The 15,972-nt window shown below is 33.5% G+C and carries 18 protein-coding genes and 1 tRNA gene; 11 read left to right on the top strand and 8 right to left on the bottom strand.

Annotated elements, in window-relative coordinates; all coding sequences use genetic code 11:
* Window positions 1-3 precede the first annotated feature (3 nt).
* From ribD to B0I03_RS12165, 4 genes are read left to right on the top strand one after another with little or no spacing between them, the layout of a single operon-like run.
* A complete protein-coding gene (gene ribD, locus B0I03_RS12180; RefSeq protein WP_111567713.1) occupies window positions 4-1,047 on the top strand; it encodes a bifunctional diaminohydroxyphosphoribosylaminopyrimidine deaminase/5-amino-6-(5-phosphoribosylamino)uracil reductase RibD in 1,044 nt (347 codons plus the stop codon).
* Window positions 1,040-1,642, top strand: coding sequence for an HAD family hydrolase (locus tag B0I03_RS12175; RefSeq protein ID WP_111567727.1), 603 nt, complete (start codon window positions 1,040-1,042; stop codon window positions 1,640-1,642). The genes ribD and B0I03_RS12175 overlap by 8 nt, the downstream gene beginning before the upstream one ends.
* A 7-nt stretch (window positions 1,643-1,649) precedes the next feature.
* Window positions 1,650-2,510 carry a DMT family transporter gene (locus B0I03_RS12170; protein WP_111567712.1) on the top strand — a complete coding sequence of 287 codons (861 nt, stop codon included), beginning with the start codon at window positions 1,650-1,652 and terminating at the stop codon, window positions 2,508-2,510.
* A 1-nt stretch (window position 2,511) separates the two neighbouring features.
* Window positions 2,512-3,126, top strand: coding sequence for an IMPACT family protein (locus B0I03_RS12165; RefSeq protein WP_111567711.1), 615 nt, complete (start codon window positions 2,512-2,514; stop codon window positions 3,124-3,126).
* On the opposite strand, the gene B0I03_RS12160 is transcribed toward B0I03_RS12165, so the two are convergent.
* Complete coding sequence (locus tag B0I03_RS12160; RefSeq protein ID WP_026724815.1) at window positions 3,123-3,533, bottom strand: acyl-CoA thioesterase; 411 nt, start codon at window positions 3,531-3,533, stop codon at window positions 3,123-3,125. The genes B0I03_RS12165 and B0I03_RS12160 overlap by 4 nt on opposite strands.
* Window positions 3,534-3,736: 203 nt before the next feature.
* Between B0I03_RS12160 and dnaA the strand changes: the two genes are divergently transcribed.
* Genes dnaA through B0I03_RS12145 form a run of 3 tightly spaced genes read left to right on the top strand, consistent with a single transcriptional unit; the run spans window position 3,737 to window position 6,362 of the window.
* Window positions 3,737-5,164 (top strand): chromosomal replication initiator protein DnaA, encoded by a 1,428-nt coding sequence (gene dnaA / locus B0I03_RS12155; RefSeq protein WP_111567710.1) that lies wholly within the window; start codon window positions 3,737-3,739, stop codon window positions 5,162-5,164.
* Window positions 5,165-5,167: 3 nt separating this feature from the next.
* A complete protein-coding gene (locus B0I03_RS12150) occupies window positions 5,168-5,623 on the top strand; it encodes a low molecular weight protein-tyrosine-phosphatase (protein WP_111567709.1) in 456 nt (151 codons plus the stop codon).
* A 4-nt stretch (window positions 5,624-5,627) separates the two neighbouring features.
* Complete coding sequence (locus B0I03_RS12145; RefSeq protein ID WP_111567726.1) at window positions 5,628-6,362, top strand: SAM-dependent methyltransferase; 735 nt, start codon at window positions 5,628-5,630, stop codon at window positions 6,360-6,362.
* Between the two features lie 2 nt (window positions 6,363-6,364).
* On the opposite strand, the gene B0I03_RS12140 is transcribed toward B0I03_RS12145, so the two are convergent.
* The 5 genes from B0I03_RS12140 to dapF all read right to left on the bottom strand — a co-directional run bounded on the left by B0I03_RS12140 (window position 6,365) and on the right by dapF (window position 10,514).
* A complete protein-coding gene (locus B0I03_RS12140; RefSeq protein ID WP_111567708.1) occupies window positions 6,365-7,012 on the bottom strand; it encodes a peptidoglycan-binding protein LysM in 648 nt (215 codons plus the stop codon).
* Between the two features lie 96 nt (window positions 7,013-7,108).
* Window positions 7,109-8,002 (bottom strand): DUF2279 domain-containing protein, encoded by an 894-nt coding sequence (locus tag B0I03_RS12135; RefSeq protein ID WP_245903041.1) that lies wholly within the window; start codon window positions 8,000-8,002, stop codon window positions 7,109-7,111.
* Window positions 8,003-8,105: 103 nt separating this feature from the next.
* Window positions 8,106-9,146 carry an endolytic transglycosylase MltG gene (gene mltG / locus B0I03_RS12130; protein ID WP_111567706.1) on the bottom strand — a complete coding sequence of 347 codons (1,041 nt, stop codon included), beginning with the start codon at window positions 9,144-9,146 and terminating at the stop codon, window positions 8,106-8,108.
* 11 nt (window positions 9,147-9,157) lie between these two features.
* Complete coding sequence (locus tag B0I03_RS12125; RefSeq protein WP_111567705.1) at window positions 9,158-9,688, bottom strand: GNAT family N-acetyltransferase; 531 nt, start codon at window positions 9,686-9,688, stop codon at window positions 9,158-9,160.
* Between the two features lie 37 nt (window positions 9,689-9,725).
* Window positions 9,726-10,514: a diaminopimelate epimerase gene (gene dapF / locus B0I03_RS12120; RefSeq protein ID WP_111567704.1), complete on the bottom strand. Its 789-nt coding sequence runs from the start codon at window positions 10,512-10,514 to the stop codon at window positions 9,726-9,728.
* Between the two features lie 124 nt (window positions 10,515-10,638).
* Between dapF and B0I03_RS12115 the strand changes: the two genes are divergently transcribed.
* Both B0I03_RS12115 and B0I03_RS12110 read left to right on the top strand, forming a co-directional pair.
* Entirely contained in the window at window positions 10,639-12,021 is a 1,383-nt protein-coding gene (locus B0I03_RS12115; protein WP_111567703.1) for a Do family serine endopeptidase, read from the top strand.
* Between the two features lie 124 nt (window positions 12,022-12,145).
* Window positions 12,146-13,594: a glyceraldehyde-3-phosphate dehydrogenase gene (locus tag B0I03_RS12110; RefSeq protein ID WP_111567702.1), complete on the top strand. Its 1,449-nt coding sequence runs from the start codon at window positions 12,146-12,148 to the stop codon at window positions 13,592-13,594.
* A gap of 66 nt (window positions 13,595-13,660) precedes the next feature.
* On the opposite strand, the gene trxB is transcribed toward B0I03_RS12110, so the two are convergent.
* Window positions 13,661-14,608 carry a thioredoxin-disulfide reductase gene (gene trxB / locus B0I03_RS12105; protein WP_111567701.1) on the bottom strand — a complete coding sequence of 316 codons (948 nt, stop codon included), beginning with the start codon at window positions 14,606-14,608 and terminating at the stop codon, window positions 13,661-13,663.
* Between the two features lie 133 nt (window positions 14,609-14,741).
* Window positions 14,742-14,816, bottom strand: a tRNA-Pro gene (locus tag B0I03_RS12100).
* Between the two features lie 191 nt (window positions 14,817-15,007).
* Between B0I03_RS12100 and udk the strand changes: the two genes are divergently transcribed.
* Both udk and B0I03_RS12090 read left to right on the top strand, forming a co-directional pair.
* Complete coding sequence (udk, locus tag B0I03_RS12095; protein WP_111567700.1) at window positions 15,008-15,616, top strand: uridine kinase; 609 nt, start codon at window positions 15,008-15,010, stop codon at window positions 15,614-15,616.
* On the top strand, window positions 15,616-15,969 hold the full coding sequence (locus tag B0I03_RS12090; protein WP_111567699.1) for an FtsB family cell division protein: 354 nt from the start codon (window positions 15,616-15,618) through the stop codon (window positions 15,967-15,969). The genes udk and B0I03_RS12090 overlap by 1 nt, the downstream gene beginning before the upstream one ends.
* Window positions 15,970-15,972 lie beyond the last annotated feature (3 nt).

Here is a 15,972-nt window from a genome sequence, read left to right as displayed (position 1 = left end):
ATTATGACGACGCACGAATTTTACATGAAACGCTGTATTGAACTCGCTAAAAATGGTTTGGGAACTACCTATCCGAATCCATTGGTAGGAAGTGTGATTGTTCATGATGGAAAAATCATCGGAGAAGGTTGGCACAAAAAAGCAGGTGAACCTCATGCGGAAGTCAATGCTGTGAATTCAGTAAAAGATAAATCGTTATTGAAAGAAGCTACGATTTACGTGAGTTTAGAACCATGTAGTCACTTCGGAAAAACGCCTCCGTGTTGCGATTTAATTATTGCTAATGAAATTCCGAATGTTGTAATTGGAACGGTTGACCCATTTGCAAAAGTGGCTGGAAATGGCATTAAGAAATTAGTTGAAAGTGGTAAAAATGTAACCGTTGGTATTTTAGAAGACGAATGCAACGAACTCAACAAACGTTTTTTTACCTTTCATCAAAAGCAAAGACCTTATATTATTTTGAAATGGGCGGAAACGGCTGATGGTTTTATTGCTCCAATTTCGAGAGAAGAAAAAAGTCCAGTTTGGATTACAAATCAATATTCTAGACAATTAGTTCACAAATGGCGCACGGAAGAACAAGCGATTTTAGTGGGAACGAATACTGTTTTAGACGATAATCCAAAATTAAATGCACGTGATTTTTCAGGAAATAATCCAGTTCGAATTGTGTTGGATAAATCTGGGAAAATTTCTGAAAACTATCACGTTAAAAATAATTCGCAAAAAACAATTTTTATTACGGAAAGCGAAAATTTCATTTCAACTGAAAATTGTATCTATGAAAATGCTATCTTTGATATTCACCTGATTTCTTCAATTTGCGATATTTTGTATAAAAACAACATACAATCTGTCATAATTGAAGGAGGAAGTAAAACACTGCAATCCTTTATAGATGCGAATTTATGGGATGAAGCAAGAGTTTTCAAAGGAGACACAACATTTCAAAACGGCATATTAGCCCCAAATATTTCCGGAAATCCGGTTGCTGGTTTTGACATAATGAATGATGAACTTAAAATTTTCAAGAATTATGATTGAAGCAATTATTTTTGATTTTGGCGATGTTTTTATCGATTTAAACAAACAAGCTATTGATACCGAATTTAGAAAATTAGGACTAACCGCTTGGCATGACGATTTGGATGCTTTGAATAAAAAGTACGAAATTGGAAAAATTGACGAACTCGAATTCATGCAAGGTTTTCAAAAACATTTACCAAATGCAGATTTAGCTGAAATCAGAGCGGCTTGGAATTCTATTTTAGGTGATTTTCCTCTATATCGTTTGGAGTTTTTACAAATGATTTCATCAAGATATAAATTATTTCTTTTAAGCAATACCGATCATACGCACATAGAAAAATTTGAACACAAAGAAGGGCAAACTTTTGCTCGCGATTTTTATAGTTGTTTCGAAAAAGTATATTTTTCATACGAAATTGGAATGCGTAAACCAGACGAAAATGCCTTTAAATACGTGATTAACAATCATAATTTGAATCCTAAAAAAACATTATTTGTAGACGACAAAAAAGAAAATACAGATATGGCAGAAAAATTAGGTTTTCAAGTTTGGAATTTACAACCAGGAGTTGATGATGTTGTTGAACTTTTTGATAAAAAAATAATTTAATTACCCCGTGATTTACTTACTTCTGAGCATTCTTTTTAATGCCGTTCTTTTTGTTATTGTAAAACTTTTTGCAAAATTCAACATTGATGCATTACAAGCTTTAGTAGTAAATTATTTTGTAGCGTTTTTAGTTGGACTTTTCTTTTTAGACACAAGTATTGTTCCAAATGAAATCATGAATGAAAATTGGTTTAAAGGAAGTATTCTTTTAGGCTTTGTTTTTATTTCTACGTTTTATGCTACCACGCTAACTTCGCAACGCAACGGACTTTCTGTGGCCTCTGTAGCTTCAAAAATGTCGGTGATAATTCCTATTTCATTGGGTGTTATCTTATATAATGAACACCTTGGTTTTATTAAGATTATTGGAATCGCATTAGCATTAATTGCCGTTTATTTTACTTCCAAAAAAGAAACTGGTGAAGTACAACAAGCTTCTAACCTTCTCTATCCTATTTTGGTTTTCTTTGGCGCTGGTACTATTGATGCGAGTTTAAAGTACTTGCAAACGTTTCATGTTCCTTCAAATCAAATCGGTTTATTTTCCTCTGTAACTTTTTTCTGTGCTTTTAGTGTTGGGATACTAACGATATTATTTTTGACACTTCGCGGAAAAATTCAATTTTCAGGAAGAAATATTTTAGGCGGAATTGCTTTGGGCTTACCCAATTATTTTTCATTATACTTTTTAGTCAAAATGTTAGAAGCAAAAGCATTTGAAAGCGCTACTTTATTTACGATTCATAACATTTCTATCGTTTTAGTTTCTACTTTTGTAGGCATTCTTTTTTTTAAAGAGAAAATTTCGATTCGCAATGCTTTCGGAATTGGATTGGCCTTATTTGCACTATATTTAGTTACCTATTAAAATGGATTTTTCAGAAAACGACTTATACAAAACCATAGATTTCCCGTCGGAAGAAGTTTTACTCAAAGAAAAAAACAGTAAATTCTTTGGTTACGCTTTTCCTGTAACTTCTGAGGAAGAAATCAAAGAAATTTTAGAACGTTTACGAAAAGAGCATTTTTCAGCGCGTCATTGGTGTTATGCGTATCAAATTGGAACTGAAAAAATTCAATACCGCGCTAACGACGACGGAGAACCAAACAATAGTGCCGGAATGCCCATTTACGGACAAATTCAGTCATTTGAAGTCACGAATGTATTAGTTGTAGTTGTTCGTTATTTTGGTGGCGTAAAACTTGGCGTTGGAGGTTTGATTTCTGCATACAAAACGGCTGCACAAATGGCTTTAGAAAATGCAACTATTGTTGAGAAAACCATCAACAAACATTTTATCATTTCATTTGGTTATGCACACATGAATAAAGTGATGCGTATTATCAAAGAAAAAAATCTGCAAATCGTTTCACAAAAAATGGAAATGGATTGCGAAATCGAAATTTCAATCCGAAAAAAAAATGTCCAAAATTTATTGGACACTTTTGAAAATTTATACGAAATAAAACTAACCGAAATTTAAACTTCGAGAAACGAATTTATCTTCTCCGAAACATAACTTGGAGGCAAAATTGGACGTCCCGTTTTCATATCAACAAACACTAACATTGAGTAACCCGTTGTTAATAACTCATTTGCTTCATTATAGATTTCGTAGTCAAATTCTATCTTCACAGAAGTCTGACTTTTTAATATTGTCTTAACAGTTAACAAGTCGTCATAACGAGCTGGTTTTTTGTAATTCATTGTTAATGAAACTACAGGAAGCATAACGCCGTTTTCTTCCATCCATTTGTACGAAACCCCTAAGTTTCTTAGCCATTCCACGCGTCCCATTTCAAAATACTGCGCGTAATTTCCGTGATAAACGACTCCCATTTGATCTGTTTCCGCATAACGCACACGAACTTGAAATTGATATTCTCTCATATTAAATCTATATTAAATTAACATTAAAAAAATCCTCTTAGGCTTACAATATTTTTTTTTAAAAATCAAGCCTAAAAAAATTTTTTTTACAAAAAATTGTTCACATATTTGCTAACCCAAATCATCCGAACTGAATATCCGTTCTGTTCACTTTTGTAACCTATTACAAAACTAAAATAAACAAGTAATAATTAATTGAATTTATGACAAAAACTGCGCAATCGGTATGGAACAACTGTCTGTCTTTCATAAAAGACAATATTCAAGATCAAGCTTACAAGACTTGGTTTGAACCTATACAGTCAGTTGAACTAAACGATAACGCGTTATCGATTCAGGTACCTAGTAAATTCTTCTACGAATGGTTAGAGGAACACTACGTTAAATTATTAAAAGTTGCCTTGACTAAAGAGTTAGGACCAGGCGCAAAGTTATTGTATAAAATTAAAATGGAAAACACTTATGGCAATAAACTTCCATTTACTGAGCAAATTCCGAGTTATAACAGAACAGCGGTAAAACCTCAGGAAGTAGATGTGCCAATTGTGAATAAAAATCCAGAATTAAAAAACCCATTTGTTATTCCTGGAATTCGTAATTTAAAAATCGAATCGCAACTAAATGCTAATTATAGTTTTGATAATTTCCTTGAAGGAGATTCGAACCGTTTAGCAAGAAGTGCAGGTATGGCAGTTGCTAATAAACCAGGCGGAACTTCATTCAACCCATTGTTAATTTTTGGTGGAGTTGGATTAGGAAAAACACACTTAGCTCACGCTATTGGGGTTGAAATCAAAGATAAATATCCAGAAAAAACCGTGTTGTATATTTCGGCTGAAATATTCACACAACAATATATTGACTCGGTTAAGAAAAATACTCGTAACGACTTTATTCACTTCTATCAATTAATTGATGTTTTGATTATCGACGACGTTCAATTCTTATCGGGTAAATCAGGAACGCAAGATGTATTTTTCCACATCTTCAACCACTTACATCAAAACGGAAAACAAGTAATTCTAACTTCTGACAAAGCACCAGTTGACATGCAAGATATTGAGCAACGCTTACTATCTCGTTTCAAATGGGGATTATCAGCAGAATTACACCAACCTGACTACGAAACGCGTATTTCAATTTTGAAAAACATTTTATTCCGTGACGGAGTGGAAATGCCAGAAGAAATTATCGAATACGTTGCTAAGAATATTAAATCTAACGTTCGTGAACTAGAAGGTGCTATTATTTCATTAATTGCTCAATCTTCTTTCAACAAACGTGAAGTTACAATTGATTTAGCGAAGCAAGTAGTTGAGAAATTCGTTAAAAATGTAAAACGTGAAATTTCAATTGATTATATTCAGAAAATTGTTTCGGATTATTTCCAATTGGACGTTGAAACGTTACAGTCAAAAACTAGAAAACGTCACGTTGTTCAAGCCAGACAATTAGCGATGTTCTTTGCTAAGAAATTTACGAAAGCTTCTTTGGCAAACATTGGTTCGCAAATTGGAGACAGAGACCACGCAACGGTTCTTCATGCTTGTAAAACAGTTGACAACTTGGTGACTACTGACAAACAGTTTCGTAAATTCGTTGACGATATCAATAAGAAATTATCGCTATAATTCATGGCTTCTAAAATCTTAATGGTTTGCTTAGGAAATATTTGCCGTTCTCCTTTGGCAGAAGGTATTATGCGTTCTAAACTTTCTGAAGATTTTATAGTTGATTCAGCAGGAACTGGCGGTTGGCACGCAGGTGAATTACCTGACAAACGTTCGATTTCTACTGCAAAAAATAGAGGTTTAGACATCACCAATCAAAGAGCAAGACAATTCAAAAAAAGTGATTTTGATACTTTTGACCATATTTTTGTAATGGATAATTCCAACTACAAAGATGTTTTGGCTTTAGCTCCAAATGAAGAAGCAAAATCAAAAGTCAAGCTGATTTTAAACGAAATTTTTCCAAATGAAAACGTCGATGTTCCCGACCCGTATTATGGTGGTCAAGACGGATTTGAAAACGTTTTTGATATGTTAGACCAAGCTTGTGAGGAAATTGCAAGAAAACTTAAGCAATAATATCATGAAATCAAACACTTTAGGCAAACTGTATTTAATTCCTATTACTTTATCCAATCCTGGAGAAACTACGGTAGTTCCTGAAGATGTTTTACCTCAAACCATCAAAAGAACCATCGATTTCGTAGATTATTATATTGTTGAAAACGAGAAAACCGCTCGAAAATTCATCAAAAGCATTCATCCCGAAAAAAAACAACCCGATTTAAAAATTTCGGTTCTAAATAAACATACTGAATTTGCTGAACATAACGAATTCATCCAACCTTTATTAAGAGGCGAAAACATTGGATTAATGAGTGAATCTGGTTGTCCAGGAGTAGCTGACCCTGGTGCTGTTATTGTAAAACTGGCACATGAAAAAGGAATTCAAGTAGTACCTTTAGTGGGACCGAGTTCTATTTTATTGGCTTTAATGGCTAGCGGAATGAACGGACAAAGTTTTGCTTTTAATGGTTATTTACCTATCGATAAGAACGATAAAAAACAAGCATTGAAAAATTTCGAACGTTTATCTCAGGATAAAAATCAGTCGCAATTGTTTATTGAAACTCCTTATCGTAACAATAAATTGATGGAAGATTTGTTGCAAATTCTACAACCTAGTACTCTTTTATGCGTGGCATGCGACATTACGCTACCAACAGAATTCATAAAAACCAAAACCGTGAACCAATGGAAAAAAGAAAAGGCCGATTTACATAATCGACCTTGTATTTTTATTATTCACAAAATGTAAAATTACTCTAAATCTACTTTAGCATTTGCATCTGCTTCAATGTGCGAAATATCGTAATTTGAAAATTTTCTGATGTAGCTTGATAACGATGTTCCAAAACCATCTTTGAAACCATTACGTCCATTACTTCTTAAATATTTTTTTACGGAACCAGCTCCACCTAAATGCGCTGCCGCAATTAAACCTGATTCTGTAATTTCTACACCATTGATTACTCTACCAGAATATTTTTGAATTTCTTTACGTAATTCCCACTTGTTTCTAGCGATTAAAGCTTTAAAAGCTTCATCTTGCCACTCAGCGTTACGTAAAAATTCTTGAAAATCATAAATACCCACAGTGCGTAGTGTACTTCTTCCGAATTGGTATTTACCCATGTATCCGTATGGATTCACTAAATGTAACATACCTCTTGACTCTTTGTAAGCCATTTTTTGAGCAAAACCAGTAAATGATTTACCAACATTTGGTACTTTAACTGGAATAATTACTTCTTCGTTCTCATACTCATTTGGAACATGGTATTTAATTACCTCTGTATTCGACAAATGAAAACCTTCTAACTTTTCTTTCTTAAAGTTTATAAAACCTGAAGAAATGACTAATACCAGGAGTGTCAATCCTGTAAAATACGACCTTTTTTTTATCATGAATTGTTATTTCTCAGCGTCTGTCACCCATCTGAAATTACCGATGCAAATATACAAAAAAAATTACAATATTGATTTACAGCATGTTAATAATTCCTAAAAGTAGATGAAGTGTGCTTTAAGTCCGTTATACTCATCGTATTGCAAAGTAGGTGCTGGAATTTTAATTGTGTTAAAAACCGAAAAAAGCGTCTTTAAAAAGTGTGATTTTGTAGTAATTTTCGTTAAGTCAACATCCAAACTCAGATAAAATTGACGATACGGGTTTTGAATGATTCCATTTTCGAGTGCTTCTGAATCGTTTCCATACAACATTCCCTCTCCACTATAACCAATTGCGAGGTTTAACCACTTGGGAATAAAGCTATCTTTTGTAAACGAATGAACGTTAAACGACAACCAATACGTTTGACCATTGTAATCTTTTAAAATTTCTTCGTTAAACGATGCACCCAAAGTTTCTGGACGTTGCGAAGCGAATTTAGTTTGATGAAATGAAAATTTAGGCGTGATACGTTGTTCTTTCCAAAGTACTTCTTGCGATACATAAAGCGCTGTTCCAGAAAGATTGGCTATTATATCGCCTGAAGATGCTCCCCATTCTTGTGAAAAACCATCAAAAACCTCAACTACCGTTAAAAATCCTAATCCAAGAGTAGATCCATAAATTAATTGTTCTTTTTTGGACGCACCACTCCATTGCAACATTTCGGAACCTACTCTACCTAAATGATAGGTGGAATACATATGTCCCAGTTTATCCATTTGTAACCACTGATTGTTATCGTTAATGAAATGGAAATTTGTTTGTGGATAATCTTTGTACCAAATTTGATTTAAACCAATTAAAGTAGCACCCAAAGCAACGGATTCTCCAATGTAAACTCCTGTTCTTCTTGACTTATTTAGAGTATCCGAAGGTTTTAAAAAAGTATTGATACTTGATTGCGCCTGAGAAAAAACAGAAACAAACAGAAAAATGGTCAGCAAACTAGCCCTGATTGTAATGAAAATCCTATGCTGAAAGCATAGATTGAAATGGAAAGCAGGAAAATGGTTTACTGATAAAGCCCAAGCCATTCGCTTCTAAAAATTAACGATCAATTCCTAACTTCGTCACCCACTCTGCATATTTTTTAGCATTTACTTGATGCGCTTCGTAGCTTGATGCAAAAGCGTGATAACCTGGTTTGTCTGGATTAGCGCAGAAATAAATATAATCGTGTTTTTCAGCATTTAAAACCGCATCGATAGCCGAAACATCGGGCATAGCAATTGGTCCAGGAGGCAAACCTTTGTTGATATAAGTATTATAAGGAGAATTAATTCGTAAATCGTTAAAGAAAACACGTTTGATTTCTTGATCAAAATCTCCCGAACGTTTTTTAATAGCAAAAATTACGGTTGGGTCAGCTTGTAACGGCATATCTTGTTTTAAACGGTTTAAATAAACGCCAGCTACTGTTGGTCTTTCATCTACTTTAGCCGTTTCTTTATGTACAATTGATGCTAAGATATATACTTGAATTGGAGTTAAACCTAACGCTTTTGCTTTTTCAGTACGCTCATTATTCCAGAAAATACGATATTCTTTTGCTAATTTTTGAGCGATTTTGTCTGCAGGTGTATTCCAATAGAATTCATACGTATTTGGAATAAAAAGAGCTAAAATAGTTTCTTCTGTTAATCCGTTTTCTTCTAAAAAAGGCGTGTTAGTAAACGCTACTTCTAATTTTAAACTATCAGGTTCTAATTGAGTTGCTAAACGTTGCACTAATTTTCCTAATGTTTCTTGATTGTTAAAAGCTACTTTTACTGGAACGTTTAAACGCAAACTTCTTACCATATCAAAACTGGTCATGTCTTTTTTGAAAAGAAATTTTCCGGCTTTTACATTAGTACTATAATTTCTTGATGTGGCTACGAAATCAAATTTTTCAAAATCTTTGATGAATGGTTTTACAATTTCGGTTACTTGTTCATAAGTTGAATTCGTAGGAATGTAAACATAAACCTCGTTTTGAGAAAATTGAGTATTTGGTGTAAAAGCTTTAAAATATACATAAACACCAACAGCAGTTGCAACAACGATTCCAGCAACAGCGATTATTGAAATTATTTTTTTTACGTTCAAGGGGTTATTTTTTAAGTGTAATTGATTAATTGATATAAAATTTCGTCTTTAAAAACGTTGTTTACTTTTATCCAATCTTTTTTTACTCCAATTTTTTGAAAGCCAAATTTAGTAAAAAGTTGTAAACTAATTTCATTATCGCTTCCAATATTTGCATACAATTGATGCAATTGCAATTGATTGAAAGCATAATTGATAACAAGTTGCAAAGCTTCAGAACCAATTCCTGAATTTCGATTGATTTCGCTTAAAATTACAATCCCAACTCCTGCTCTATTATTTTTAGGATCAAAATCAAACAAATCAATTAAACCTACTGCTTCAAAAGTATCATTTAAGCAAATTGCTAAGCGCAATTGTTTGGCTTCATAAATATCTTGATGCGCATTTTCTAAATACTGACGAATCAAAAAACGACTGTAAGGCGTTTGCGTGTTACTCACATCCCAAATGGATTCGTTGTTTTCTATTTTGTAGATAAACTCTAAATCTTCGGGCTCAAGTGCGCGTAGGTATATGTTAGTTCCTTTTAATGTTATCATTTCGATTTCAAGTTCAAGTTCAAGTTCAATTACAAATTCAAAAATCTAAATTGATTTTCCCTTCAAAAACAAAAGTTGCGGGTCCAATTAAGAAAACGTTGGTGTATTTTCCGTTATCTACATCGAATTGTACTTTTAATTTTCCGCCTTCCACGTTTAAATCTATGATGTTGTTGTTTGTTTTTCCGGTTTGATGCATGGCGATTGCAACCGCTGTTACTCCGGTTCCGCAAGACAAAGTTTCATCTTCAACGCCGCGCTCATACGTACGAACTGCAAAAATGTCACTAGCTAATTGATATACAAAATTGACATTACTTCCTGCTTTTCCATACAAATCGGAATAACGGATTTTAGCGCCTTCTGTTTTAATATCCAATTTTGCTAAATTATCTACCAATTGCACATGATGTGGTGAACCCGTATTTAAAAAAGTATAATTTGATTCACTTTTTATAGTATCAACATCTTTCATTTGAAGTGCTACGATTCCGTCCTTATCAATCGTTGCATAATGATATCCATCAACTGCTTCAAACTTGGCTTTATTATCGATAACTCCCATTTGTTTGGCAAAAGCGACTAAACATCTACCACCATTGCCACACATAGAACTTTCGTTACCATCAGAATTATAATATACCATTTTAAAATCATATTGCGGATGATTTTCTAACAAAATCAAACCATCACCACCTATGCCAAATCTTCTGTCACACAATTGCTCTACAAGTTTGGTGTTATTTTTAGGAAAAAAGTCAGTACGATTATCAATCATTACAAAATCGTTTCCTGTTCCTTGATATTTATAAAATATAAGTTGCATTGTCAAATTAGTTTATACAAAAGTACGAATTATTAATAAGATGTTAAACATTGTTAATCGTGCGTTAAAGTGATTTTTTGGAATATTTTTTGTTATAATTTTGAGTGAACAAAAATTAATACATATGAAAAAATTTGGAAGTTTATTAGCGGTTTCTTTATTGAGTGGTGCCGTAACATTAGGTGCTTACAAATTCTTTTTAGAGCCAAATAATGCAGGAAAACTTACACTTGCATCACCTAATTATGCCAAAAATGTAAATTTAGGCGCCGAAAACATTGATTTTACCGCAGCAGCTGAAAACACGATTCATGCGGTAGTTCACGTAAAAAACGTGAGTGTTTCAAAAGTACCAAACAATCCTTTAATGGAGTTTTTCTATGGCTATCAAGGACCAAGAGAACAAACACAAATAGGAACTGGTTCGGGCGTTATTATAACTGAAGATGGCTATATTGTAACAAATAATCACGTTATCCAAGATGCAACTGAAATTGAAGTTACACTTAACAATAACAAATCCTACAAAGCAAAATTAGTCGGAACCGATTCTAAAATGGATGTCGCGCTTTTAAAAGTAGAAGCCGATGAAAAATTACCTTATGCGGTTTTTGGCGATTCTGATGCTATTAAAGTGGGAGAATGGGTTTTAGCTGTTGGAAATCCGTATAACTTAAATTCTACTGTTACTGCTGGAATTGTTTCGGCAAAAGCCAGAAATTTATCAAACAATGGTATTCAATCGTTTATTCAAACCGATGCTGCAGTGAACCCTGGAAACAGTGGTGGCGCATTGGTAAACACTCGCGGGGAATTAATTGGAATTAATACGATGATTTCTTCTCCAACAGGAAGCTATGCTGGATATTCGTTTGCTGTTCCATCGAATTTGACTCGAAAAATTATTGAAGATTTAATGCAGTTTGGAAATGTTCAAAGAGGCGTTTTAGGAGTTGAAGGTGGCGAATTGAATTCGAACTTCGCAAAAGAATTAGGTATTAAAGAAACACAAGGTTTCTATATTAATAAGGTTACTAAAAATTCGGGAGCTGAAAAAGCAGGATTGAGTAAAGGGGATATTATTGTGCAATTAGACGATAAAAAAATCAATAGTTTCTCCGAATTATCGGCTTACATTAATACCAAACGACCAAATGATGTCATTCAGGTAAGTGTTTTACGTGATGGCAAACAAAAAACGCTTCCTGTTAAGTTGACTAAAAAAGAAATTTTGAATTACGAATTCAACGGAATTGAATTTGAAGATATTGATGCTACCGATAAGAAACAATTCAACGTTAAAGAAGGCATCAAAATTAAAAAAGTCAACAATCCTGAATACGCAGAATATAGTGATATTTTAGATGGCGCAGTTATTTTAAGTATTGATGGCTTGAAAGCAAAAGATATGGAAACCGTTTCGAGCTATTTGGCTAAGAAAGAAAATCAGAAAGCGAGATACCAAATCATTTCGAAAAACGGTCAAATGTATAGTATCATCATGTAAAATCATGCGACCCAATTCATATTTAAAACCAGACAAAAATAATGTCTGGTTTTTTTAGTTAAAAAATTTTACGAAAACGATTGAAATCTATACTTTTGCACCACATAACAACACATTTATTTTCATGAGCAATATCTCTTTATACGAAAAAGAATTAGCTTTTCAGGCAGACAGAAGAAAAGCTGGTGTAGAATTCATTAAAATCATCAGTGATTTATGGTATGACAAATCAATCGAATTGGTTTTATTCCGTAATCAATTAATCGACAAAAATGTTAGCGAAATTATCAACTTACATGAGTATGCTGGTGCATTCGTTGGAAAACCAATCAACGTTTTCGACTCAGTTGAAATTGCAAGCGCTATTGTTGATTTAGATTTACCACCATCAAGAATTGATATTGGAAAATTAACTTACGAATATCATTTAGAAGACGACAAATACAATGATGCTAAAGCATTCGTAATTGACAAATTAAAGAATGCTAAAAACTATCAAGAAATTAAACCAAAAGATGTGGTTTTATACGGATTTGGTAGAATTGGGCGTTTATTAGCTCGTGAAATGATGTCGAAAATTGGAAAAGGACAACAATTACGTTTAAGAGCAATTGTTACTAGAGATAAAAATGACGCTGTTTTATTAGAAAAAAGAGCTTCATTATTACGTTATGATTCAGTTCATGGCGATTTCAATGGTTCAGTAATTGCAGATCCAGAAAACAATGCTTTATTGATCAACGGAACAACAGTTCACATCATTACTGCAAACACACCAGAAGAAATTGATTATACAGCTTACGGAATTGAAGATGCATTAGTAATCGACAATACAGGAGCTTTCACTACTGAAGAAGCTTTAAAACGTCATTTAACTTCTAAAGGAGCTGACAAAGTTTTATTAACGGCGCCTGGAAAAGGAGTTCCAAATATCGTTTACGGAGTAAATCATGAAGATTACAATCCAGACGAAGTAAATATTTTCTCAGCAGCTTCTTGTACAACGAATGCAATTACTCCAGTTTTAAAAGCGGTTGAAGATACTTTAGGTGTAGTTAAAGGACACTTAGAAACGATTCACGCGTATACGAATGACCAAAACTTAGTAGATAACATGCACAAAAAATACCGTAGAGGTCGTGCTGCTGCTTTAAATATGGTTATTACTGAAACAGGTGCTGGAAGTGCTGTTGCAAAAGCATTACCTGCATTAGCTGGAAAATTAACTTCAAACGCGATTCGTGTACCAGTTCCAAACGGTTCATTAGTAGTATTGAATTTAGAAGTTGGAAAAAACACTTCAATTGAAGAAGTAAACAACATTATGAAAAAATACGCTTTAGAAGGTGATCTTGTAGAGCAAATTAAATACTCTTTAAACAACGAGTTAGTATCTTCAGATATCGTAGGAACTTCTGCTCCTGCTATTTTTGATAGTAACGCAACTATTGTTTCTGGAGACGGAAAAAACATTGTAATGTACGTTTGGTACGATAACGAATATGGTTACAGCCACCAAGTTATTCGTTTAGCGAAATACATTGCTAAAGTTAGAAGATACAGCTACTATTAGTAGATAGTTTGAAAACAAAAAAGCTCCTATTTTTCAATAGGAGCTTTTTTTATATTCATAATTTAATTACTCTTTCGACGCCAAATAACGCTCCGCATCCAAAGCTGCCATACAACCTGTTCCCGCAGCCGTAATTGCCTGACGATATACATGGTCAGCCGCATCACCAGCTACAAATACACCTGGAACATTTGTTTTTGAACTTCCTGGCACATTTACCACATAACCTGTTTCGTCTAGCGTAATATAATCAGTAAAAATATCGGTGTTTGGTTTGTGACCAATCGCTACGAAAAATCCAGTTGCTGGAATTTCAACAACTTCTCCTGTAGCTCTATTTTTAGCTTTAACTCCTGTTACTACTTGTCCGTCACCTAAAACTTCTTCTGTTTCCGTGTGCATTAAAATTTCGATGTTTTCTGTTTTTTGTACACGTTCTGCCATGATTTTAGATGCCCTAAATTTATCGCTACGTACTAACATCGTTACTTTTTTACATAATTTAGAAAGATAATGTGCTTCTTCACAAGCACTATCTCCTGCTCCAACGATTACTACTTCCTGATTTCTATAGAAAAATCCATCACAAACCGCACAAGCTGAAACACCACCACCTAATTTTAAATAGTGTTGCTCCGATTCTAATCCTAAATATTTAGCCGAAGCTCCAGTAGAAATAATTACCGTTTCTGCATGAATTTCAATCGTATCATTAATCCAAACTTTATGAATAGGTCCAGAAAAATCTACTTTTGTAGCCCATCCATCGCGAATATCTGAACCAAAACGTTTTGCTTGCTCTTGCAACTGTACCATCATTTCAGGTCCGGTTACACCTTCAGGATAACCTGGAAAGTTTTCAACTTCATTAGTTGTTGTTAATTGACCACCTGGTTGTTGTCCTTGATATAAAACAGGATTCATATTAGCTCTAGCCGCATAAATAGCCGCAGTATATCCCGCTGGACCAGAACCTATAATTAAGCATTTTACTTTTTCGATTGTATCTGACATAACTTTATTCTTTTAAGAGTAGCAAATGTAAGTTTTTAATTAAAATTATTTCTTAAAATTGAATTAGTTTTAATTATGAATGTATAATTTTTGACAATAAAAAAAACCTTCCTGAAGTTTCAAGAAGGTTTTGTCGGGGTGGCAGGATTCGAACCTGCGGCCTCCTGCTCCCAAAGCAGGCGCGATAACCGGGCTACGCTACACCCCGAATTTGTGAGTGCAAATATATAACTAATTTCTATTGTTCCAAACAAATCAATTCTTTTTTTGAAATAAATTTTCACTCCTATTTAACCTATATTTTTTTAGCACTAATTCCCTAAACTTTCTATCCAAAAACAAAAAACACTTAGAATATTATTTCTATTTTTGCTAAAATTAAACAAGACAACCTTTTATATGCTAATTATTGGAATTGCCGGAGGAACCGGAAGTGGAAAGACAACAGTTGTTCATCAGATTATGAACGAGTTACCTTCTTCTGAAGTAGGTATTATTTCTCAAGACTCCTACTATAAAGAAACGCATCATTTAAGTTATGAAGAGCGTACTAAAATCAATTTTGATCATCCAAGAGCGATTGATTTTGAATTATTAGTAGCGCATCTTAAAGATTTAAAAGCTGGAAAAACCATTGAACAACCGGTTTATTCTTTCGTAACTCATGATAGAACCGACGATAAAGTTATCACTCATCCAAGAAAAGTAATGATTGTAGAAGGTATCTTAATTCTAACTAATCCAGAATTAAGAGACATGTTTGACATTAAAGTATACGTTCATGCGGATTCTGACGAGCGTTTAATTCGTCGTTTAAAACGTGATATTGCAGAACGTGGCCGTGATATGGAAGAAGTTTTGAATCGTTATCAAACTACTTTAAAACCAATGCACGAACAATTCATCGAGCCTACAAAAGCGTTTGCTGATATTATTATTCCTAACGATAAATATAACACGGTAGCTATCGATGTAGTGCGTGCCGTAATTAATCAAAGAATCGCATAATGAACAAAATCAAGAATTTAATTGCCAAATATCCGTTTTTAGCATTCGTAATGAATCGCTACGTTTTGGTGTTAATTCTTTTTTCTGTTTGGATGCTTTTTTTCGACAATTATTCCTATTTAGAACACCGCGTTTTGGATAAAGAAATTGAAGAAATTGAAGACAATATTCAGTATTATAAAACTGAAATCAAAAAAGACAGCATAAAAATCAAAGAGTTGAAAAACGATGACCGTGTAGAAAAATACGCTCGCGAAAAATATTACATGAAACGCGATAACGAAGACATCTACATCATCGAATTTGAAGACGAAAAGAAAGCGGCTGCCGAAAAAACAACTAGTAACAATTAAATA

The organism is Flavobacterium aquaticum (assembly GCF_003259835.1).
GTDB lineage: Bacteria > Bacteroidota > Bacteroidia > Flavobacteriales > Flavobacteriaceae > Flavobacterium > Flavobacterium aquaticum.
This window is presented reverse-complemented; position numbering and strand designations above follow the sequence as displayed.

Coding starts and splice junctions, on each gene's coding strand:
- ribD (WP_111567713.1), top strand. CDS start 4: ATGACGACGCACGAATTTTACATGAAACGCTGTATTGAACTCGCTAAA.
- B0I03_RS12175 (WP_111567727.1), top strand. CDS start 1,040: ATGATTGAAGCAATTATTTTTGATTTTGGCGATGTTTTTATCGATTTA.
- B0I03_RS12165 (WP_111567711.1), top strand. CDS start 2,512: ATGGATTTTTCAGAAAACGACTTATACAAAACCATAGATTTCCCGTCG.
- B0I03_RS12160 (WP_026724815.1), bottom strand. CDS start 3,533: ATGAGAGAATATCAATTTCAAGTTCGTGTGCGTTATGCGGAAACAGAT.
- dnaA (WP_111567710.1), top strand. CDS start 3,737: ATGACAAAAACTGCGCAATCGGTATGGAACAACTGTCTGTCTTTCATA.
- B0I03_RS12150 (WP_111567709.1), top strand. CDS start 5,168: ATGGCTTCTAAAATCTTAATGGTTTGCTTAGGAAATATTTGCCGTTCT.
- B0I03_RS12145 (WP_111567726.1), top strand. CDS start 5,628: ATGAAATCAAACACTTTAGGCAAACTGTATTTAATTCCTATTACTTTA.
- B0I03_RS12140 (WP_111567708.1), bottom strand. CDS start 7,012: ATGATAAAAAAAAGGTCGTATTTTACAGGATTGACACTCCTGGTATTA.
- B0I03_RS12125 (WP_111567705.1), bottom strand. CDS start 9,688: ATGATAACATTAAAAGGAACTAACATATACCTACGCGCACTTGAGCCC.
- dapF (WP_111567704.1), bottom strand. CDS start 10,514: ATGCAACTTATATTTTATAAATATCAAGGAACAGGAAACGATTTTGTA.
- B0I03_RS12115 (WP_111567703.1), top strand. CDS start 10,639: ATGAAAAAATTTGGAAGTTTATTAGCGGTTTCTTTATTGAGTGGTGCC.
- B0I03_RS12110 (WP_111567702.1), top strand. CDS start 12,146: ATGAGCAATATCTCTTTATACGAAAAAGAATTAGCTTTTCAGGCAGAC.
- trxB (WP_111567701.1), bottom strand. CDS start 14,608: ATGTCAGATACAATCGAAAAAGTAAAATGCTTAATTATAGGTTCTGGT.
- udk (WP_111567700.1), top strand. CDS start 15,008: ATGCTAATTATTGGAATTGCCGGAGGAACCGGAAGTGGAAAGACAACA.
- B0I03_RS12090 (WP_111567699.1), top strand. CDS start 15,616: ATGAACAAAATCAAGAATTTAATTGCCAAATATCCGTTTTTAGCATTC.